This window comes from Proteocatella sp. QWL-06 (assembly GCF_058684135.1).
Window position 1 is genome coordinate 807,590 of sequence record NZ_CM178755.1, and the last position, 20,868, is coordinate 828,457.

18 protein-coding genes are annotated in these 20,868 nt (G+C 37.3%); 16 read left to right on the forward strand and 2 right to left on the reverse strand.

The window, feature by feature from the left end:
• Positions 1-58 precede the first annotated feature (58 nt).
• From AC4PGZ_RS03760 to AC4PGZ_RS03810, 11 genes are all read left to right on the forward strand, one after another.
• Positions 59-1,537 carry a DUF1538 domain-containing protein gene (locus AC4PGZ_RS03760; RefSeq protein ID WP_492159712.1) on the forward strand — a complete coding sequence of 493 codons (1,479 nt, stop codon included), beginning with the start codon at positions 59-61 and terminating at the stop codon, positions 1,535-1,537.
• Between the two features lie 4 nt (positions 1,538-1,541).
• Positions 1,542-2,204 carry a P-II family nitrogen regulator gene (locus AC4PGZ_RS03765; protein WP_492159713.1) on the forward strand — a complete coding sequence of 221 codons (663 nt, stop codon included), beginning with the start codon at positions 1,542-1,544 and terminating at the stop codon, positions 2,202-2,204.
• A gap of 148 nt (positions 2,205-2,352) precedes the next feature.
• Positions 2,353-3,561 (forward strand): type II secretion system F family protein, encoded by a 1,209-nt coding sequence (locus AC4PGZ_RS03770; RefSeq protein ID WP_492159714.1) that lies wholly within the window; start codon positions 2,353-2,355, stop codon positions 3,559-3,561.
• A gap of 36 nt (positions 3,562-3,597) precedes the next feature.
• The gene (gene pilM / locus AC4PGZ_RS03775) at positions 3,598-4,635 is read left to right on the forward strand and encodes a pilus assembly protein PilM (protein ID WP_492159715.1); all 1,038 of its coding nucleotides are present in this window, start codon (positions 3,598-3,600) and stop codon (positions 4,633-4,635) included.
• Positions 4,636-4,648: 13 nt separating this feature from the next.
• Entirely contained in the window at positions 4,649-5,200 is a 552-nt protein-coding gene (locus tag AC4PGZ_RS03780; RefSeq protein ID WP_492159716.1) for a hypothetical protein, read from the forward strand.
• Between the two features lie 143 nt (positions 5,201-5,343).
• Positions 5,344-5,952, forward strand: a complete 609-nt coding sequence (locus AC4PGZ_RS03785; RefSeq protein WP_492159717.1) for a hypothetical protein — start codon at positions 5,344-5,346, stop codon at positions 5,950-5,952.
• 34 nt (positions 5,953-5,986) lie between these two features.
• Complete coding sequence (locus AC4PGZ_RS03790; RefSeq protein ID WP_492159718.1) at positions 5,987-6,448, forward strand: hypothetical protein; 462 nt, start codon at positions 5,987-5,989, stop codon at positions 6,446-6,448.
• Positions 6,449-6,470: 22 nt separating this feature from the next.
• A complete protein-coding gene (locus tag AC4PGZ_RS03795; RefSeq protein WP_492159719.1) occupies positions 6,471-7,832 on the forward strand; it encodes a VWA domain-containing protein in 1,362 nt (453 codons plus the stop codon).
• Between the two features lie 12 nt (positions 7,833-7,844).
• Positions 7,845-10,535 carry an InlB B-repeat-containing protein gene (locus AC4PGZ_RS03800; protein WP_492159720.1) on the forward strand — a complete coding sequence of 897 codons (2,691 nt, stop codon included), beginning with the start codon at positions 7,845-7,847 and terminating at the stop codon, positions 10,533-10,535.
• A gap of 161 nt (positions 10,536-10,696) precedes the next feature.
• Positions 10,697-11,107 (forward strand): transposase, encoded by a 411-nt coding sequence (locus AC4PGZ_RS03805; RefSeq protein WP_492159721.1) that lies wholly within the window; start codon positions 10,697-10,699, stop codon positions 11,105-11,107.
• Positions 11,108-11,312: 205 nt separating this feature from the next.
• On the forward strand, positions 11,313-12,443 hold the full coding sequence (locus AC4PGZ_RS03810; RefSeq protein WP_492159722.1) for a transposase: 1,131 nt from the start codon (positions 11,313-11,315) through the stop codon (positions 12,441-12,443).
• A gap of 546 nt (positions 12,444-12,989) precedes the next feature.
• Here AC4PGZ_RS03810 and AC4PGZ_RS03815 read toward each other — a convergent pair.
• Entirely contained in the window at positions 12,990-13,412 is a 423-nt protein-coding gene (locus AC4PGZ_RS03815; RefSeq protein WP_492159723.1) for a type II secretion system protein, read from the reverse strand.
• A gap of 461 nt (positions 13,413-13,873) precedes the next feature.
• Here AC4PGZ_RS03815 and AC4PGZ_RS03820 point away from each other — a divergent pair, with 461 nt between their 5' ends.
• Both AC4PGZ_RS03820 and AC4PGZ_RS03825 read left to right on the forward strand, forming a co-directional pair.
• Positions 13,874-15,499 carry a hypothetical protein gene (locus tag AC4PGZ_RS03820; protein WP_492159724.1) on the forward strand — a complete coding sequence of 542 codons (1,626 nt, stop codon included), beginning with the start codon at positions 13,874-13,876 and terminating at the stop codon, positions 15,497-15,499.
• 9 nt (positions 15,500-15,508) lie between these two features.
• A complete protein-coding gene (locus tag AC4PGZ_RS03825; protein WP_492159725.1) occupies positions 15,509-16,687 on the forward strand; it encodes a hypothetical protein in 1,179 nt (392 codons plus the stop codon).
• On the opposite strand, the gene AC4PGZ_RS03830 is transcribed toward AC4PGZ_RS03825, so the two are convergent.
• A complete protein-coding gene (locus tag AC4PGZ_RS03830; RefSeq protein ID WP_492159726.1) occupies positions 16,684-17,448 on the reverse strand; it encodes a prepilin peptidase in 765 nt (254 codons plus the stop codon). The two genes, AC4PGZ_RS03825 and AC4PGZ_RS03830, sit on opposite strands and share 4 nt — an antisense overlap.
• 91 nt (positions 17,449-17,539) lie before the next feature.
• Here AC4PGZ_RS03830 and AC4PGZ_RS03835 point away from each other — a divergent pair, with 91 nt between their 5' ends.
• From AC4PGZ_RS03835 to tnpA, 3 genes are all read left to right on the forward strand, one after another.
• Positions 17,540-19,219: a GspE/PulE family protein gene (locus AC4PGZ_RS03835; RefSeq protein ID WP_492159727.1), complete on the forward strand. Its 1,680-nt coding sequence runs from the start codon at positions 17,540-17,542 to the stop codon at positions 19,217-19,219.
• Between the two features lie 26 nt (positions 19,220-19,245).
• Positions 19,246-20,310 carry a type IV pilus twitching motility protein PilT gene (locus AC4PGZ_RS03840; protein ID WP_492159728.1) on the forward strand — a complete coding sequence of 355 codons (1,065 nt, stop codon included), beginning with the start codon at positions 19,246-19,248 and terminating at the stop codon, positions 20,308-20,310.
• Positions 20,311-20,458: 148 nt separating this feature from the next.
• Positions 20,459-20,866: an IS200/IS605 family transposase gene (tnpA, locus tag AC4PGZ_RS03845; protein WP_492159516.1), complete on the forward strand. Its 408-nt coding sequence runs from the start codon at positions 20,459-20,461 to the stop codon at positions 20,864-20,866.
• The last annotated feature ends 2 nt before the right edge of the window (positions 20,867-20,868 follow it).

The window sequence follows — 20,868 nt, forward strand, 5'->3', positions numbered from 1 at the left end:
ATATATGATTCACGATTTGTACGCAATTATTTTGAGACAGAAAGGATGAGGATCTTATTTGAACATACTAAATGAAAAATTAAAGGAAGTATTTTTTTCGGTGCTTCCTGTTACTGTAATAGTTCTGCTTCTGAAATTTACGCTGATACCTCTGGATACGGTCCAGACGGTTAAATTTCTGATGGGAGCTGTGTTTGTGGTACTGGGACTTACGCTCTTTCTTACAGGGGTTGACCTTGGGATAACGCCTTTAGGGGAGCTTCTCGGGCCTGCGATGACAAAGAGGAACAAGCTTTGGATAGTCGTGGTGTCTGGCCTGGTGCTTGGATTCTTTATATCCTTTGCAGAGCCTGGGCTGCTTATACTGGCGAATCAGATTGACATGATAACAAACGGCGGGATTTCCAGCATGATGATTCTCGTAGTTGTTTCTACAGGAATAGCGGTAATGATGGTGCTTGGGTTTTTGAGGATACTTTTTGATCTCCCGCTTTATATAATCCTCAACATATGCTATTTCATCGTCATGCTTCTTGGGCTGAAGACATCGCCGGAATTTCTTGCGATCGCCTTTGATGCTTCGGGCTCTACCACAGGTGTGCTCGCAGTTCCATTCATCCTGGCGCTATCTCTGGGTATAACTTCTATAAAAAAGGATAGCAAGTCGTCTGAAAAGGACAGCTTTGGGCTTGTAGCAATAGTGTCTGCAGGAGCGGTGATATCGGTCATGCTCATTGACGTATTCAGCCCATCACAGAGCTTCAGCGGAGAGCTCGAGGTAAGCGCGGCATCAGGAATGTCAGCGCTTGAGACCTTTGCAAGGATGGTCCCGGATGCCTTCAGGGACAGCGTGGTGGCGTTCTTCCCGCTTATAATGATATTCATAGTGATGAGCATTTTTGTATTTTCTCTAAGCAGGAGGGAGAAAAGGAGAATGTCATTCGGATTCATATACGGATTTGCAGGGCTCTTCCTGTTCTTTATCGGCGTGAATGCCGGATTTATGGATATAGGCACTATATCAGGAAGCCACCTTGCTGCACTTGATAATGGATTCCCCCTTGTGGCTACAGGATTCGTGCTCGGGGTTGTCACGATACTTGCAGAGCCTGCCGTACACGTTCTCACTCATCAGGTAGAGACAGTGACCGCCGGCTATGTAAGAAAAAAAGCCGTCCTGTTTGCGCTTTCGACAGGGGTTGGGCTTGCAGTGGCGCTTTCGATGATAAGAATACTGGTACCGCAAATACAGCTGTGGCACTATCTTCTGCCTGGATATGCGATCGCGCTCGGGCTTACCTTTGTGGTTCCTAAGCTTTTCGTAGGAATTGCCTTTGACGCAGGAGGAGTTGCCACGGGACCTATAACGGCAACTTTTATACTTGCATTTACTCATGGGGCTGCAAACGCAAGGGCAGGAGCAGATCTTCTCGTGGATGGGTTTGGCATGATTGCAATGGTAGCGCTTATGCCTATAATAACGCTTCAGATCCTGGGGCTGATTTTCAAGATTAAGACAAAGAAAAAGGATGTGTGATGTTATGCAGACAAACAGAGTGTTATTTGATATGAACGTAGCGATAGTCAACTGCGGCGTGGGCAGCAGGGTCCTTTCGATAGCGAGGAGCTGCGGCATATGCGGAGGTACTATAATAATAGGAAGAGGAACTGTGAGAAGTTCCATCCTTAAGTTTTTTGAACTCGATGAGAGCCGCAAGGAAATAGTGATGGTGATTTCAAACCGCAGGTCAGGGTGCACCTTCCTTGAAAAGGTATCAAGAGAGCTGAATCTAAGCCGGAAGGGAAACGGAATAGCTTTTTCGATTCCTGTTATCGATGTAATGGGAACCAAAAACTGTATGGGAGACATAGAACAGGAATGTAAAGGAGAAAATGACATGTTTTTATATAACTCGATTTTCGTGATAGTAGACAAGGGGAACGCACAGACCGTCGTGGATGTGGCAAACGAGGCCGGCGCAAGAGGCGCGACGATAATAAACGCAAGGGGCGCAGGAGTGCATGAGACAGAAAAGATATTTGCCATAGAGATAGAGCCTGAGAAGGAAATAGTGCTGCTTCTCGTGGACAGCGTAAAGACACAGAATGTATGCGACCATATATCCGAAAACCTGGAGCTGGATGAGCCGGGAAAGGGCATAATGTTTGTCCAGGGAGTAAACAAGGTATACGGACTTTATTAACAGGTTATTAACAATTGGAACTATAATTATTTATTTGATTTAAAAAATAATTATAGAAATACTATTACTTTTACCATAAATTGGGTAATTTATAATACAATAGGATTATATAAACTCAAAAATTGATTAACTTAAAAGGGGGTCCAGTATGAATGAATACATTTGCATAGTAAAAAAAAGCGATGGAGACATTCTGAAAAATTACAAGGTAAGGGCTGAAAATGAATCTGAACTTGCAATTAAACTCAAGGCGGAAAAATTGTATTTAATAAATTACAAAATCAAGGAAATCAGGAAGGATATAATGGGGGGGGCAAAGATTTCACTGTCCACCAAGGATATTTCCATATTTTGCAGGCAGCTGTCTTCTATGCTTGGAGCCGGAGTTAGCCTGGTTAAAGCCTTGAATATTCTTTATATGCAGGTTGATAAAAAGAGTATGAAAAAATCTATAAAGCAGATATATGAATCTGTTCAAAAAGGCGACCAGTTTTCAGAAGGCCTACGGAAACAACGTGGAGTATATCCTGAAATGATGATAAGTATGATTGAAGCAGGAGAAGCCAGTGGTAAACTCGATCATGTAATGATTAAGTTAGCTGAGCAATTTGAAAAAGATGTAAAGTTAAAATCAAAAATAAAATCAGCCATGACATATCCAATAGTGTTGATGTTTTTGGCGGTAGGAGTCGTTATAATACTTGTTGTAAAGGTAATCCCAATATTTTTGACCTTACTTGAAGAAGGTGGATCGGAATTACCTGCTCCGACAAAAATATTAGTAGCATTTTCTAATATTCTAACAAGCTACTGGTACTTAATACTTGTAGGAATAGGAATAATAGCGTTATTAATAAAAGGCTATGTATCTTCTGATTCAGGAATGCGCCAATGGCACAAATTCAAACTAAATCTTCCGTTAATTGGAAAACTTAATGAAAAAATAATAGCAGTTAGATTTACAAGAACCTTATCAACAATGCTTTCAAGTGGGATGTCGATGATGCAGGCTCTTGAAATCGTAACCAAAGTTGTAAATAATAAAATAGTAATGGAACAGCTAATAGCTACAAAAGAAGATATCCGAACTGGAATGAGTTTATCGGAATCCTTAAAAAATGTATCTGCAATGCCTCCTATGGTATACTCGATGATTGGTATTGGAGAAGAGTCAGGAACTATAGAAGAAATGATGGAAAAGGCCGCAGAATATTATGATGACGAAGTAGAAAACTCCATTCAAAAGCTGGTAAGTCTTATGGAACCAATGCTGATAGTATTTATGGGAGCAGTAGTAGGGTTTATAGTAATATCTATGATGTTACCTATATTTGACCTATATGAAGCCATTGGATAGAAACGAAAATCAAAATGAAAAAGAGGGGGAATTCACTTGAAAAAGATAATATCAATTGATATCGGAAGCAAGAATCTACATGTAGCAGAAGGAAGCTATGATAAGGGAAATCTTATAATAAATAAAGCGGACAGTTATGGTGTTCCAGAGGGTAGTATAACAAAAGGTAAAATAACAAATCATACAGAGCTGGGCGATGCAATATTATATGCCCTGAAACTATGTAATTATTATGACAAAAATGTTGCAATAACTGTGAATGCAGCAGAGAATGCAATAATTAAAGAATTAGAATTTCCAAAAGCAAAACCTAAAGAACTGGACAGCATGATTCATAATGAAATGACGCAAGTTCATAACATACTCACAACGGACATCATTCAGTACAAAGAGATAGAGTCCAATACAGAAGAAAATGACAATCTTAAAAAATACAGAATAGCAAGTATTTCAAAAGATTTTGTAGATCAATATTATCAAGTACTAAAAAATGTAAATCTGAAACCTGTTACCATGGACATAAATATAAATGCCATAGACAAACTTTTTGCATGGGCGGAAAGCTTCAATGGAAAAGAAATAAAAAATGACGAGGCAATATTGTTAATGGATTTTGGTCATAGCACTACATCTGTGTATATAGCATCAAAGGAGTTACCTTTATTCTACCGTCAAATTAACATAGGTTCGGGAAAGATAGATAAAATATTATCTGGTGAACTATTTCTATCGCCTGAAGAAATTGAAGCAATAAAACAAAATGAAAACTTTTTTGAGCATAATATTTCAGATGGTGAAAGTAATAAATACAGTGAATTAAAACAATACTTTTATAACCTGAACGATGAAATACGAAAAATACTTACATTCTTTCGAGGAAGATTCAGAAATATCGAGGTCAGCAGAGGTTATACATTTGGAAATGGGAGTGATCTGAAAGGCTTCAGTGAATTTTGGGACCTTAACCTTAACCTGACAATAGAACAGCTACACTCGATAAAAGGCAAAAATTCACAAGATATAAATGTTAACCCAGCTCACATTAATGCCATAAGTGCATTAATCAGAAACTGATAAGGAGGACGAAATGAAAGATTATAACTTTTTTGAACCTTATCAAAAAAAATCAGGAGTAAGCTTCAATCCAAAATCAGCAGGATTTGTTTCTATGATAATGATTTTAATAATAACTGGAACAAGCGTTGGGATTATAGCTGCAAATAAAATGCTGGAATCAGATGTGGAATCTGCAAGAGAGGAACTGAGCAAAATTCAGTCAAGTCAAGAATACAAAGCAACTGATGAACTTCAGAAAACTATTGATGTACTGACAAAATATGACGAAAATGCAAATAAAGCACTGTTGAGGATAGAAAAAGGCAACTTGCTGGGCACAGAATTCTTAACAACAATAGCAAATTCAATGCCTGAAACTGTAAAAATCAAAGACGCCAGCATAACAAGAACCTTTTCAAACATAAAATTCGATGTTCCAAACCGAAAGGCCGCCGCAGAACTACTTGACAGCCTGGACAAAACGGGGCTTTTTGTTCACACATTCCTTTCTTCTGTTGAAAAATCAGGAGAAACAGGCTATATAGCTGAAATAAATTTGGTTATGAAAGCAGGTGAAGAATAATGAGTGCATTCTCCAATATGACCAAAAGAGATAAAAATCTACTGTTATTGCTTTTTATAGTAATCATATACTACTTATGCTACACTTATGTGATCACTCCCGCTTTAGAAACCTCGAGTTCTCTGAAAATTGAACAGGAACAATTGCAGACGGATCTCCTAAGAGCAAAAGAGCTGATCGGTAAAGAAGATGAATTACGGACTCAGTCTGAAAACCTTAAACAGGAAATCAACCAGAAATACAGTATATACCTGAAGAGTTTGAATCAGGCTCAAATCCTTATGAAAATGGATACTCTTATGTCAGAAACTAAATTCCCTGTAGACGGCTATATATCAACTGAAACTGCAGCCTTGCAGGTACCGGTGGAAAGCGGATTATATGAAGATCTGAAATATCCTCTTTTAAATATGGCAAAACAGGTTAATCCTAATATAGCTGAAGAAAAATCACAAACAGAGGGAGAAGTAATAGTAACAGAAGGCGAGCTTGAAGATATGCTGCCAAACTCTGAAATCACATTCTCTTTTAATGATGCCACATACAGCAGCATGTATGATTTTATAAAATCAGTTGAGGCACTGGACAAAACCATGCAGTTAAAAAGTATCACTATTGAAGGGAACGAAAAAAACATAAGTGGTGAAATAATATTCAGTCTTTTCGGATTGCCACCGGTCGATGAAAACAACATGATAGATTATCCAGTCACATCTGTAATACCAAAAGGTAAAGCGAATCCTTTTGCATAAAGAATCATTTTGTTTTTCATAGATAGGGGGGAACATGAAGAAATTATTAAAAAACGAAAAAGGAGCGGCCCTATCCTTTGTAATCATGACTTTGCTGGTGCTTTTTATAATGGCGAGCATAGTAGCATCGCTGGCGCAGGCAAACATTAAACAGGCAAGTGCGCAGGAATATGGATTGCAAGCTCACTATGCAGCCAGATCGGGGGCTGAAATGGCATTTGAAGCCCTATGGAATGAAAAATCAGGCAATACTTTGCTAAAAAGCTTAAAAAATGGCTCGAAATTTTCGGAACAATCGATTACCTTTCCAGATGATGCTGGAAGCGCAAAAGTGACAATAAATTATACAAAAAAAGACTCTGACGAATTAATTGAAATTCATTCAAAAGGAAGTTATAAGAATGCTACGCGAAATATAGTCTTGAAAGTATATTTTGAAGTAGACAGTGAAGATACAAATAAAAGTATACTAAAAGAAATTGTATGGTCAAAATAATTAATCCAAAGTAGGTGATTATATGAAAAATAAACTAAATAATAACAACGGCTTTACCCTTGTTGAAATAATAATAGCCATAACTTTAGTAGGATTAGTTGCAACCATAGCTGGAAGCATGATAAACTTTTCATTTAAGGCAGAAAAAAGATTAGAATCAGAATATGAGATTCAATCTGAAGTCAGACTGGCGACAGAAGTAATCAATAATGCCATCAGGAACACATCAGTAACTTTTCTTATGAATGGTAAAATGCCGGATACCAAAGCAACAGACTGGAACTATATAGGGCTTTCAAGTGATGGAAGCAAAGTGATCCAGTATACCTGGAATGACACTCTCAATAAGCATGATGAGAAAGTATTGCTAAAAGCAAAAGATGGACGTAAATATAACCTTGAGTTCAGCAATGAAGATAAAACAAAACTGATAGACTACACTATCGGAGTACTGCCTCAAAATGGAATGAAATTCGATGTAAACTCATCACTTGCTGCAGCAAACTCACTTGCTATCGACTATGTAAAGGATAATAAAAACCCTGCAGCAGTACTGGCGTACCGCTTGGATGAGAGGCCAAAAGCAGGAAAAGACACCAAAGGCGCAGTAGTAATTTCAATGGTACTGGATAACTCGGGCAGTATGAAAAAGAACTTGTCTAACGGAGATGCCTCAAAAACAAAACCATCAAGAAACAGTATACTGCAGACAGAAGCTAAGGAGTTGATAGATTCCTTCCCGGAAAATGTAAACCTGGGAATATTCTCCTATGCCACGGATGCAAATAATGCTACAGGAAGTCAGTTCATAAAGCTTGCAGATACTTCAGCAAAAGCAAATGCTAAAAAGAAAATTCCAACCAGTCCGGAAGGTGGCACTAATACGGGAGATGCCCTGAGGCGATCTTATTACCAGTTAAAAGGATATACAAAACAACCTAATGAGGAACCTCTCTATTACACCATTCTGCTTACGGATGGAAATCCGACATATCATACATCTACAGGAAAGAAAAATAAAAATGACCCTAAAAATTATAGAATGATCAGTGGTGACACGGATTCTGATTACATTGGCGGAGAAGGAAGCAGTGACCCTGATAATTACAGCTTGAACTATGCAAAAGCAGTGGGTCAGAATTTAATGGTAGGTGGAGATTTGAAAATTAAAACCTTTGTAATCGGTTTTTCAGCGGTTAAATCAGATATATCAAAAGCAAAAGAAATTGCTTTAAGTGCAAATGGACCAGGAACAAAAGCAGAGGATGTTTATTTCGAAGCAGGCAGTGAAGCCGAACTGGGAATTATTTTTGATACAATAAGAGAGGCTATTTTAACGGAATACTGGCATATTTATGGTCCGTATGGCAAACCAAATGACTAAAGGGGGCTCATAATGTTAAAAACAAAAAAAGGATTTACCCTCGTGGAAGTAATCATTGCGATTGCACTCATTGGGATAATTGCCATAGGGATACTACCTGTATTCAGTACTCAGCTGAACATGATGATAAATACACGGAAAATAACCACAACAGGTTTTGATGCACAGGGAGCTATTGAGGATAAGGTTCAAGAAATAAAAGAGATGTTAAGACCATCTGGGGAATTAGATGGAGAAACGACAAAAGAATCTCTGAACATTTTTGAACGTCAGGTCAATATGCACAAGATCAACATGGAATATCCTTTAAACGACAAAAAAGAACTTACAGTCTATCTTTCCGAAAAATTGGCTGAAATGGAATATAGAAACCCACTGGTAGCAACGCTGGTTCGTATTGATGAGGAAAAAACTGACACAACTGTAATTACTGAAAATGTAGAAAGCGTAAGCGTCAGAGCAAGTTCAAAACTTAAAAATGTCAAAGGTGTTTATGAAATAAAAGATTACACATCATCTCAGGATCTCAATATATACCGATGGTATCGTTCCAAAGAAGGGATTTCAAATCCACAGTATCCTGCTGACTTTGAATTTATTTCATCATGGAGAAACAAGAAGAGCATAACCAAAGATGAATTAAAAGAATATGCAGTAAACCGATATATCATACTTGTATTGATACCCGTAGACAAAAGCGGGGTGCGTGGGGATGAAAAACCAAGTCAGATGGTATATGTACAGGGAGAAGAATGGCGTTCAGGAATATTTGCGTGGGTAGATAAAAATCTGGATGGACTGTATGAAGACTTTAAGGACATAGCCCTTAAAGACATAATCAGCGCATTGAAATGGATTCTTTTGATGGATTTTGATACTCAGGTTCCATTCCAGGATCCTGAAGATCCTTCAAAAAATATAAATCCTGAAGATGGATCCTTGTATGTGCCTATGGGAGTCAGACGTGCATCAATAAGTGACAAATCAGGGAAAATAGAAGTTGCTGACTCTGAATTCATCAACTGGAAAGTAGCAAAGAGTATTCACGTTGCCAACAACATATATGTAAAGAATAATTCAGACATCAACATGAAGACCACTGATGGAACTATAAAATTATATCGATTTGTAGATATTGACGACAAGGGAGATGTCATATTCGGTTCAAATGGAAGAGTTGCACTGCTCGATAAAGGATCAGAATTAGAGGCAAATAATATAAACCTTATTGCAGGAGATGAATGGGGCAATATTATTTTAGAATCTTTCACAAAGCTGAAGTCTGCCAAATCTATACAACTAATTGCAGCAGAAAACATAATGATTGACAATAGTACCCTGAATGCAGGAGAAAATATATTGCTATATTCCAAAAAAGAAGATTCTGTAGATAATATTATAATCAAGGATACTGAAATAAATTCTGGGCAGCTTGTATTCGAGACAAGCGGAACAATGTCTGGCGGCAGTTGGAATAAATACACTACAGTAGTTGTCAAAAATGACAAAACTTTGAAAATACGAGGTTGGGTGGACAACAAAGGTAAAATGTGGTTAGGTGATACGGGAGAAATAACCTTCGAGAACAACATGTCAGAGCAGCTCGAAAAAGATATGAATTTGTACCTTTCAAAGTCAGGCAATTCAACAGTGTCAATTGGTAATGACTATGGTCGAAATATTGCTTATGCAGATTACAGTGAACCCGAAAAATTAAATAGTGAGGGAGTATATCAGAATCTGGGAACCGGAAAAACGAATCTGAAATACAAGACAGTCCAAATTACTGGTAATGGAACCCCTGATATCTATTATTCCTTTGACGGAAGCAATACAATTAGCATAAGTGCAGACAAAAAAGCCACAGAGGCGTATATTAATTACTATGAACTTGCTGTTGCAGATAAATATGCAGAGGGAGCAATCGGGACAATAATATTCAGAGTATCAGCAGCCGCGAATTCAGATCCAACTGTAGAAATCATTGGCTCTACAATGCCAACGGTCAAAGTAACATTTAATGCTAATGGTGGAAAATTTGATGATGGAACCGTAGCTAAAGAGATACAAATTGAAAATGGAAAACCATTGAACTTGATGCCTGAAAATCCTGTGAGATCAGGGTTTGCATTTGTTGGATGGAACACTGAATCTGATGGAACAGGAACGTATGTAAACCCAGAGTATACGGTAAACGCCGATATTACAGTATATGCCCAGTGGAGCAATAAAAAACAATTTACAGTAACATTCAACAAAAACAATACAACAACTGGCTCGACCAATGCAAATCCAAACACAGTACAAGTGTATGAAGGTGAAGCAATAGGAACCTTGCCAGCACCACCAGTGCGTCCTGGGTATGTATTCAGGGGATGGAACACAAGCTTAAACGGCAGCGGAAATACCGTTAATGAAAATACAATTATAACGAGTAACATAACAGTATATGCCAAGTGGTCTGAGATGCACACTGTAAGATTTGATGCAAATGACGGAAGCTTCAGCGACGGAAATGAAATAAAAACTGTTCAAATTGAAGATGGAAGAACGTTAAAAGATTATTTGCCGACGCAGCCAACACACAGATACTATAATTTTAATGGATGGTATACGACGAGGCTGTTTGGTGGAAGTGAAGTAAATATAAACGCACCTGTAATAAGCGATATGACAGTATATGCCAGATGGAGATGGAATTAGTAATTAATTATTAAAAATAACAAAAAAGGGGCTGTCGGAAAATAGCCCCCAAAGAAAAAAGCGACTAGCTCGCTTTTTTTAATGCAAAAAAAAAAACACAAAAAAAAGATGACAAATAGTATTGCCATCTCTTTCCGTTATATTATAAAATATAACTACTCATGAAACAATATTATAACCAATTTTTTGAAAAAGGACAACAGGTTATTAATTTTAATTTTTACAATTTAGGTTTATCTGCTGACGATCCAGTCTATACCCTAATAAATATATTGGAGGATTTCGATTTTTCTAGCTTGCTGGTTAGATACTCAAACAAGGGAAGAAAAGGCTATAACCCTATTATGTTATTTGCAGTATTGCTTTACGCAAATATGAGAGGAATTAGAGCTGTTGACCGCATTGTAGAACTTTGCGAAAGAGATATAGCCTTTATTTGGCTGACAAAAGGCGAAAAGCCTCAAAGAGATACTTTCTATGCTTTCTTAAATGAAAAATTAACAAGGGAAATACTCGAAGATCTTCATTACCAGTTCATACGAATATTAGAAAAAAAGGGACTGTTACTTTAAAAACCCTATTTATTGACGGCACTAAAATTGAAGCAAATGCAAATAGATATACATTTGTATGGAGAGAAACTGTAAATTATCATTTAGCAGGTCTTCTGGATAATATTGATAAGCTGTACCTAAGATATAATCAATTTCTGCAATCTCAAAATTATCTCAAAATTATCACAAAGCCTATAACTTACCTTTAGAAACCATGTTTGTTGTGGAAGGAATTGATAAAGTTAAGGATATTATTGCTAAAAATAGAAAGCGAAAATCATTAAATCTGGAAAAGATTTCAAACAACTCAATCATTGAAATCGGCAATATATGTCCATTGAAATTAATTGAGCTTCAAGCAAACTTAAGTCGCATTGCTGACGCAGAAAAAATTATATTTGTTCATGGAAAGAGAAATAAAAAAAGCGAGCTGCAAAAACTCTATGAGGCAATTGAAGAAGCTTCAACGAGACTATTGAAATATAAAGAACATTTCAAGCTTATGGGAACTGATAGAAATAGCTATTCAAAAACAGATATAGAAGCAACCTTTATGCGTATGAAAGATGATCATATGCAAAACGGACAGTTAAAACCAGCATACAACGTTCAAATTGCAGTTGAAAATTACTTTATTATCCATACTTACATAAGCAATGACCGAACGGATTACAATACACTTATTCCTGTACTTGAAAAACATAAAGCTTATCTTAATAATTTTCCGCAGGAAGTGACGGCCGATAGTGGTTATTCCAGTGAAGCTAACTTAGTTTACCTTAAAAACAATAACATAGATTCATACATAAAACTTCAAATGCATGAAAAAATGAAAACCAGGGCGTACAAGAACGATCCCGGCAAGTTTTATAATATGGAAAAAATAATTACAGAAAACGGTGTTCAGTTCATATGCAAAGATGGACGAAAACTTCAATATGAACGCTCCGAATACAGAAAACATAATGGTTACAGAAGTAATTTCGAAGTCTACGCTTGCAAAGATTGCAGCGGATGCGAGTTTAAGCCACACTGTTTGTATAAATACAACGAAGAAAAAGATATCCACAAAAACAAAGTTATGAAGATAAATCTGCTTTGGGAAACCTTAAAGACAGAGTCCAATAATAATGTACAAAGTGAAAAAGGTATCTTGTATCGTCAGATACGTTCCATTCAGACCGAAGGTCATTTCGGAGACATCAAAGAAAATGATAATTTTAGAAGATTTAATCACCGGACATCTGAAAAAGTACATAAAGAGTTCTTTTTGTATGCTATAGGCAGAAATTTAAATAAATATTATCGCTTCGCGAAGGAAAAAATCAAAACCTACGAAGCAAAAACAGCTTAATCCTATAGGATTTTTATAAGTCATGAGCAAATATCACATGGCTTTTTTTACCATACAATAAATATTAAATTAAACAAAAAAATCCCAGATTATTCGATTCTCTACATTTTTGTAGATGTTGAATAATCTGGGATTTTTAATTATTTAAGTGCAGGTGTCAAAAAACGTTGTTTTCCGACAGCCCCTTTTTTGTTGTGCATCAACTCCAGTAAAGATAGGAACTTAATATGTGTTTTTTTCTATTGCCAAAGGTATCTTTTAAAATTATATGGCGATTATCATAAATATACCTGCAAATAGAGAAACCCAGCACCTTTCCGTTTTTTAAAATAAACAATGTTACATTCGTAAATACTACTTTGATTCACAGTCTCTCACTTCATTAAAGTGTCAAAGATCAGGTTATGGTTTGGAGTACAAAATACAACTGTTCAATTAAGAAGAAAAAGAAAAAGACGCCGACCATATATGGTATGGTCGACATCGCATAGGTTCTTATAACTTTATAACTATTTGGTTGTCATAGCTATAAACAACGAGTACATCTTAGTCTAACTTAACTGGATCTGCCCCAGTGGCTCTTGATGCTGTAAATAAATCGGCACCATGCTTAGCAGTAACTTTAAAACCGCCATCATCTTCAAGTGCAAAACCAGAAGCATTTCCAGTGGTGGTTGAAGTGGGAACGGTACTAGAAACTCCGGACATTTTTTCAACATAAGCGTTACGTGCTGCAGGATTTGTATCAGCCCAAGTGCCTTTCTCAGCCTCCCAAGAATCAAATGCCGTAGCAACCTGTTTTGCTGCAACGAGAGCTTCTGTTGATTGCGCTCTGTCTGTAAATCCACCGAGCTTTGGCACTAGTACCGCTGCCAAAATACCAATAATTACGATTACCACAATAAGTTCAACTAGAGTAAAACCACGCTTGTTGTTCAATTTGCTTGAACGCTTCATTAGATTGTTCATAAGTAAATCCCCCATTCTAAATTAAATTTTTATTTACAATTATTATACCATTAATTTTACTGATTAAACATATTTTTTCATAATACTCTTAAAAAAGTTTTTTTGATTGTTGAATTGTTTTACAAGTTTTTTGGTATAATGATTGTAGTCAGTTTATAAAGTTTTTGAATAATATAACAAACAGGAGGTCTTGACAAATGGTTAATAGAATAAGCGTATTGAGTAATATGGACACAGGGGGTATTTTAATTGCTGTGCTCCCTTTGATAATTGCTGTTATATTCTATCTTTATTACTATTTAAGCATTAATGTTTCTGTATTAAAACCAAATATAAAGATATTCAAACATATTGCAGAAGTTGCAGGGAAAATGCAGGATAACAGCATTGACAATTTAAGTCTGTTGGATAATTCCCTTCCTGATTCTTTACCCATTGAGTTTTATAGAGCCTGGCAGAATATGAAAAGACAGTTAAATCAGAAATTTACAGAAGGTTTGCTCCCTGAAGCCTCAGTTTTTTTCAGAGAAGCTGAAATGCTCACTTTACCTTCCCGCCGTGGAGAGACCGAGTCCTCATGGGCTATATCGGTTTTTCTTATGATTGTTTCTGTCGCAGCAACATATACATATGATATGCTATATTACAAAGACCTCGGAGCGGCTTTTGTTCTTGGCATTTCATGTTCAGCTGTTATAGCTATACTTCAGATAGTATTTTATGTTTCTGACAGTCGTGCATACACAAAGATGATAATGGCATATCAGGAGTTTTTAAGTGCTTTTGAGATGGCTGTTCCTACGGTCAATGATGTATCAGCTTCTGCATTGTTGCTGGAGGCATTTGAAAAAAATCAAAAACTCTTTGAAGTAATGACGGACAATATTTCAGATTCTTTTGAAGAAAATGTAAATAAAATGACAAGTTCTATAGACTCATTTACAAAGGATGCAGTAGTAAGAGTCCTGTCAGAGTCTATGGAAAATTTGACAAAAGAGCATATAAAACCCATCCTGGCTGATATAAACCATACTGTAAACAGCACTATGAAGGAACTCATGAGACAGCAGGAGTCAGGGGTAAAGGAACTGGCAGAAAGTTTTGCTCAGCAGCTGGCAGAAACACTTAAAACTCGCATAGACAGTCTTTCGGACACACTCACAGACTATCAGGATCGCGTGGAAACTCAGGACGCTGTATTTGAATCTAGAATCAATGAGCAAAATGCTGCTTTTGAAAACAGAATAAATGCTCTGAACACCAGTCTTGCTAATAGCCATACAGAGACTGAAAAATGGATGGAAAAACAAAGTGGGCTGCTGGAAAAATCCGTATTAACTCATGACAGGATGGCTCTTCTTATGGAGCTGGAACAAGAAAACAGAGAGCAAATGCAGCTTGATCTCAAAAGTACTTCTGATTCAATTGCCACTCTGAAAGATCAGATACAGAGTTTTACAGACCAGTCTCTGGATTTTTCAAACAAAAGCCTCTCTGCTCAGCAGAGATTTGGCGAAATTGTTGATGGCATGACTGAGAATATCCATTCTGCCATGGAGAGTGCGGGCAAAGAAATTGCGGTGGGTATTAACAAGGCTGTTGCTGACAATGCAAAGGCAATTGAGGAACTGGCAGTGCAGTCCCAGCTTCTGAGAGATGACTATGGCAGATTCTTTGAGCAAAGAGATGCTTCTACAAAGCAGACCATAGAGGATATGGACTATCAGATTCAGGGAATGATAGGTAGAATGTCGGAGGATATAGGTACTATTCTGGATAAGGCTGTTCGTGAAAATGGTGAGATTCTTGCCCAGTACAGGGAAAATACGTCAAGTATTGCCCAGTCTTTTGAGGAACAGGCCATGAGCTTGAATCTTTATGCCAAAGAGATTCACTCTGATATAGCGGGACTTTCTGAAAACCTAAATGCCTCTGTAGAGAAGTTCAGTTCTGATATAAAAGAGGGGATTGAATTCGTATTTACTGATTTCGACAAGGGCATGGCAGAGCTCACAATGCGTATTTCAGATACTGTTGAAAGCATAAATGATTCAGTAGAAAATCTTTCCAAGATTTTAAAAAGCTAGGAGTTTGATATGTTTGAGCCAAAATATTTCAGTATGGCGGTTAATGAGCTAAAAGACAGGTTCTATACACCGGAGGAATTTCCTTTTGCAGACAGAAACACTTTTCCCAAAGATTCGCTGAATAAGGCACTGAAAATACCGGAAAAAGATATAGATGATTATTCAAGAGTGCTGTGTAAAAAGGAGCTTGAAGCTTTGCTTCTGGATTTTGCAGACTTGAAGAATAGAAATGAATATATTAAGATATCCAGGATATTGCTTAATAGATTTTCCAATAGATTTTTCAGACTGTATTTTTCTTTGTACCAAGTTTATTTTGAGAATGACTCAATGAATTATTTGGCAGAAAGCTTATCTGAACAATCAGGTGAAATCAATCTGGAGAGGAATGTATTTTTTCAAAGTTTTGTGAAAGGCGGGGTTTTGCTAGACAAAATAGCCAGTGTGGTAAATCTGGATGGCAGAGGACTGGAGCATTTTTTTCGGCAGTATGGTATCAGACGTGAATCACCTTTGGCGTTAAGGATAGGTACTTACAGCCTGAAGGAGGCGGGCCCCCAGATTTTCATAGCAAGCGCAGAGTATCTTTTGTATATTGTGGAAAATGCGCCGATTAGCATCCTCAGGGAGACTGTGGAGCACTATCTGGTGCTGTTTGATGTAAGAAACCATTTCAGTGAGGTAAACAAGGCTTTGCAGAGGAGGTTTGGAGATGTAAATCAGTCTTTGGAATGGTCGGAATTCAGTGTGGATGCGAAAGTAAAGTTTGAAGAGTGGGTATTTATTGACCGCATCATGCAGTATACTGGGGGATTTCCCAAGAAAAAGGAAATATTTATAAGATTTGCTCCTAAAATAATAAGCAGCAATATCATAAACGAAGCCTCAGCGCTTGTTCTGGATTTTGGAGATTTTGTGATTGTTGATTTTTGGGATTTGCCATTTTCCCATTTATATGGTAAAGAGTATTTTGAAAAGGAAATACGAACATGGAAAAAAAGCGACATACTGCCGTCATTTTTCAAAAGAAGCATATCACGATTTTCTGGAAGGGATTACATTATTGAAGCACAGGATGATTTTTGTTTTACCTTGTATTATGAAGGCGTGGATCTATTTTATACAAAGGAAATGTTGGAAATCAAAACTGGAATGGAGCCTGATATAAGAGGAAAAAAACGGCATTAAAAAAATACGGCAGTATACCATTTCAAGATTTGTACGCCAATCAGCATAGATCCTGTTATGCCCGCCGAAAGAAACGGGCCAAAAGGTATTGCGGTTCCTTTCTTAGCTTTCTTTTTTGCGAACAAGACAGCAATATACAAAAAGGCTATAATATCACCAAGCAGCAGACTCAGTAAAATGAGCTTCCAGCCGGTAAAAAGTCCACAGACGGCCATGAGTTTGATGTCCCCGCCGCCAAGGCCGCCTTCGTAAATGAGGCCCAGTAAAAATAATGGCACAGAGGCGGCAAAAAAGCCTATAGCAAAACTTTGCCAGGGGATTTGATTTGATGTTATCTGATGGAATGCGTTTATAAGGCTCAGGGCGAGAATAGATAGTATAAGTCTGTCAGGTATGATCTGGTATTTCAAATCAATAAATGATATTACAATAAGTAATGATATCAAAATGGCTGTCAGTATTGCTGTGATATTAAATCCATAAACAAAAAATACGGCAATATACAAAATTCCGTTTAACAACTCAACAGTTGGATATATAAGAGATATGTGAGATTTGCAGTATCCGCATTTACCATGCAGAAACAGATAGCTTAAAACAGGTATATTATAGTACCAGGGTATCAGCTGGTTGCATTTGGGACAGTAGGAGCGACCTTTTACAATGGTTTTACCTAAAGGTATGCGGTAGATACATACATTAAGAAAGCTGCCTATGCTGATTCCAATTAAGAATATTAATATATAAGAGATTAGCTGCATTTTAGACCTCCGTAAATTTGAATCATTCATTAAATATAAATATTAATATTTTGATTATATTATAACACAATTTGACTTAGGGAGAAAAGGTATGAGCAGAAGAAATAAAAGACTTGGAGAAATTCTTGTAGAGGCAGAGGCCTTATCCGCAGCACAGCTTGATGAGGCACTGGGGTATTCAAAGGAAAAGAATATTGTTTTAGGAGATGCTTTACTGGAGCTGGGGTTTGTTGATGAAAGGACTTTGTACAAGGGGCTGGAGTACCTCTTTCATGTGCCGTATGTCGATTTAAACGAGACTTTAATTGATAAGGATGCTGTAGTCCTTATTACTGAAAAATTGGCAAAGAAGCATGAAGTTATACCAATAAAACGTGAAAATAAAACTATAACCGTTGCCATGCATGATCCGGTCAACTTTTATGCAATAGATGACATAAAGAATGCTACAAATCTTGATGTTAGTGTAGTTTTAACTCCAAAAAAGGATATTTTAAATTCCATTGACAGATATTACAGCAGCGAGATTACAGAAAAAGCCTTTGAGGATTTAAAAAGGGAATACAGTGGCATAAATCTAGCTTCTCTATCTGAAATATCAGCCTCAGAGGTTGAGAGTGCACCTGTTGTCAGGCTGCTAAATTCTCTTTTACAACATGCTGTTAAGGCTAATGCGAGTGATATTCATATTGAGCCAACAGCAAAAAATATAAAGGTAAGATTTAGAATTGATGGTCAGTTGCAAGAGGTGATGAATTCTTCTATGACAGCCCATTCCGCAATTATTACCAGAATAAAAATCATGGGTGGGATGGATATTGCAGAAAAACGGATTCCCCAGGATGGACGTGTGGAAACTAAGGTAGATGAACATCTTATAGATCTTAGAATCTCTATATTGCCTACGGTATATGGCGAAAAGGTGGTGATCAGGATTCTGGGAGGCTCTTCAGGAGCTCTTACAAGGGAACAGTTGGGTTTGTCTGAGACAAATGAGGTTTTATTTGATAAAATTTCAAAAAGTCCAAATGGCATTATCCTGGTTTCAGGACCTACTGGTTCAGGAAAGACCACTACACTGTATTCTCTGCTAAAAGAGATAAACAAGCCGGAGGTCAATATTATAACAGTTGAAGATCCAGTGGAATATAAGCTGGATGGAGTAAATCAGGTTCAGGTAAATGCAAAGGCAGGGCTCACCTTTGCCAGCGGGCTCAGGTCGATATTAAGACAGGACCCTGATATTATAATGATTGGAGAAATAAGGGACAGTGAAACGGCACAAATTGCTATAAGAGCCTCCATAACAGGCCATCTTGTGCTTAGTACAATTCATACAAATGATGCGGCTTCCTCTGTAGCCCGCCTTGTAGACATGGGGACTGAGCCATATCTGGTATCCTCTTCAATGGTTGGGGTTGTTGCACAGCGACTTGTGCGAAACATTTGTAATCATTGCAAAACTTCTTACAAACCATCACATAGCGAGATGATGCTTTTAAAAATGAAAGAGCCGGTTCCTCTTTACAAAGGAGCAGGGTGTCCTGTTTGTAATTTCACAGGATACAAGGGGCGTTCTGCTATTCATGAAATAATTGTAATAACCAGAGAGATACGAGATCTTGTAAACAGAGGAGCGAGTACAGACCAGATAAGTCAGACAGCAATAAGGCAGGGCACAGTTACCCTCAGGGACAGTTGTTCAGAGCTGGTGCTTGAGGGACGTACAACCGTTGATGAAATGCTTAAGGTAACATATAGCGTGGACTAATTATAATAGACCAAGGGGGATTATTTATGTATGATTTCATGGACGTTTTAAAAAAAGCTGAAGAGCTACAGGCATCAGACATTCACTTTACGGTTGGGAGACCACTGACTATAAGGGTTAAAGGAAAACTCATAGGTATTGGAGAAACAGCATTAACGCAAGATGAAACAGAAGAAATCTGCTTTAATTTGCTGGATGATGAAAAAAAAGAAATACTGCAAAAAGAAGGTCAAGTGGATTTAGCTTGGTCACTGCCTGAATTCAGCAGATACCGAGTTAATCTTTTCAGGCAAAGAAATTCATACGCAGGAGCATTGAGACGAATTAACTGGGAAATCCCATCTTTTGAAGAAATAAATTTACCTGAAGTACTTAAGAATCTTTCTCTTAAGCCAAGAGGTATGATACTCATTACGGGACCAACGGGTTCGGGGAAATCAACCACATTGGCTGCAATGGTTGATTATATAAATCAAAATAGAAATTGCCATGTAATAACTATTGAAGAGCCTATTGAATATCTTCATAGACATAAAAAAAGCATAGTGAATCAGCGGGAGGTGGGAAGTGACACTAATAGTTTTGCAAAGGCATTAAGATCTGCCTTAAGAGAAGATCCGGATGTTATACTTGTCGGTGAAATGAGGGACCTTGAAACCATAGCTACTGCAGTTTCTGCGGCTGAAACAGGCCATTTTGTTATGTCAACGGTGCATACGGTTACTGCATCACAAACTATTGATCGTATTGTGGATGTGTTTCCACCATATCAGCAACATCAGATAAGAACACAATTAGCCAGCACGTTACAGGGGATTGTATGTCAGCAGTTAATTCCGACAGTAGATGGCAAGAGCATAGTTCCTGCCATAGAAGTTCTTATAATGAATGATGCGGTTAGAAGTATGATTAGAGATGGAAAACAACACCATATTGATAATGTATTACAAACTAATATTAAAAATGGGATGATACCTATGGACTACTCGCTGGCAAATTTGGTGAGGCGGGGTATAATTAGTTTGGATGAAGCAAAATTTCGCTGTATAGATAAGGAAGTTTTTGGCAGATATTTGAAGTCGGAAGTTTAATACATGTACCGAGAATTCCCCCTCCTCTAAACTACCTTGCTCGTATTAACGAGAGTGAAGGCGGTGGGATGAATCGGTTTATGAGTGTTTATAATACTTTGGAAAGGGTATAATATAATCAGTCGTAATAGGAAAGGATACTTATAATATGTATAGATTCGATAATAATGCACATTCAGTATTTTCCTTATACTATCATCTGGTTATGGTTACTAAATACCGGAGAAAAGTGTTTGATTCAAATATTTCAGACAGAGCTAAGAACATATTTGAATACATTTGTCCAAAGTATAATATTACACTGCTGGAATGGAACCACGATATGGATCATGTCCATATACTCTTCAAAGCACATCCAAACAGTGAAATCAGCAAATTCATAAATGCATATAAAAGCGCAAGCAGCCGACTTATTAAGAAAGAATTTCCATGCATAAGAGAAAAATTATGGAAAGAAGCATTCTGGTCTCAGAGTTTTTTTCTTATCACCACAGGAGAGTCTTCTGTAGATATAATCAGAGATTACATCGAGACGCAGGGTGAAAAAGTGAGGTGAAC

What these genes read in the sequence shown, in the direction of transcription:
- AC4PGZ_RS03765 (WP_492159713.1), top strand. Translation starts at nt 1,542, where the DNA reads ATGCAGACAAACAGAGTGTTATTTGATATGAACGTAGCGATAGTCAAC.
- AC4PGZ_RS03770 (WP_492159714.1), top strand. Translation starts at nt 2,353, where the DNA reads ATGAATGAATACATTTGCATAGTAAAAAAAAGCGATGGAGACATTCTG.
- AC4PGZ_RS03780 (WP_492159716.1), top strand. Translation starts at nt 4,649, where the DNA reads ATGAAAGATTATAACTTTTTTGAACCTTATCAAAAAAAATCAGGAGTA.
- AC4PGZ_RS03790 (WP_492159718.1), top strand. Translation starts at nt 5,987, where the DNA reads ATGAAGAAATTATTAAAAAACGAAAAAGGAGCGGCCCTATCCTTTGTA.
- AC4PGZ_RS03795 (WP_492159719.1), top strand. Translation starts at nt 6,471, where the DNA reads ATGAAAAATAAACTAAATAATAACAACGGCTTTACCCTTGTTGAAATA.
- AC4PGZ_RS03800 (WP_492159720.1), top strand. Translation starts at nt 7,845, where the DNA reads ATGTTAAAAACAAAAAAAGGATTTACCCTCGTGGAAGTAATCATTGCG.
- AC4PGZ_RS03805 (WP_492159721.1), top strand. Translation starts at nt 10,697, where the DNA reads ATGAAACAATATTATAACCAATTTTTTGAAAAAGGACAACAGGTTATT.
- AC4PGZ_RS03815 (WP_492159723.1), bottom strand. Translation starts at nt 13,412, where the DNA reads ATGAACAATCTAATGAAGCGTTCAAGCAAATTGAACAACAAGCGTGGT.
- AC4PGZ_RS03820 (WP_492159724.1), top strand. Translation starts at nt 13,874, where the DNA reads ATGAAAAGACAGTTAAATCAGAAATTTACAGAAGGTTTGCTCCCTGAA.
- AC4PGZ_RS03825 (WP_492159725.1), top strand. Translation starts at nt 15,509, where the DNA reads ATGTTTGAGCCAAAATATTTCAGTATGGCGGTTAATGAGCTAAAAGAC.
- AC4PGZ_RS03830 (WP_492159726.1), bottom strand. Translation starts at nt 17,448, where the DNA reads ATGCAGCTAATCTCTTATATATTAATATTCTTAATTGGAATCAGCATA.
- AC4PGZ_RS03835 (WP_492159727.1), top strand. Translation starts at nt 17,540, where the DNA reads ATGAGCAGAAGAAATAAAAGACTTGGAGAAATTCTTGTAGAGGCAGAG.
- AC4PGZ_RS03840 (WP_492159728.1), top strand. Translation starts at nt 19,246, where the DNA reads ATGTATGATTTCATGGACGTTTTAAAAAAAGCTGAAGAGCTACAGGCA.
- tnpA (WP_492159516.1), top strand. Translation starts at nt 20,459, where the DNA reads ATGTATAGATTCGATAATAATGCACATTCAGTATTTTCCTTATACTAT.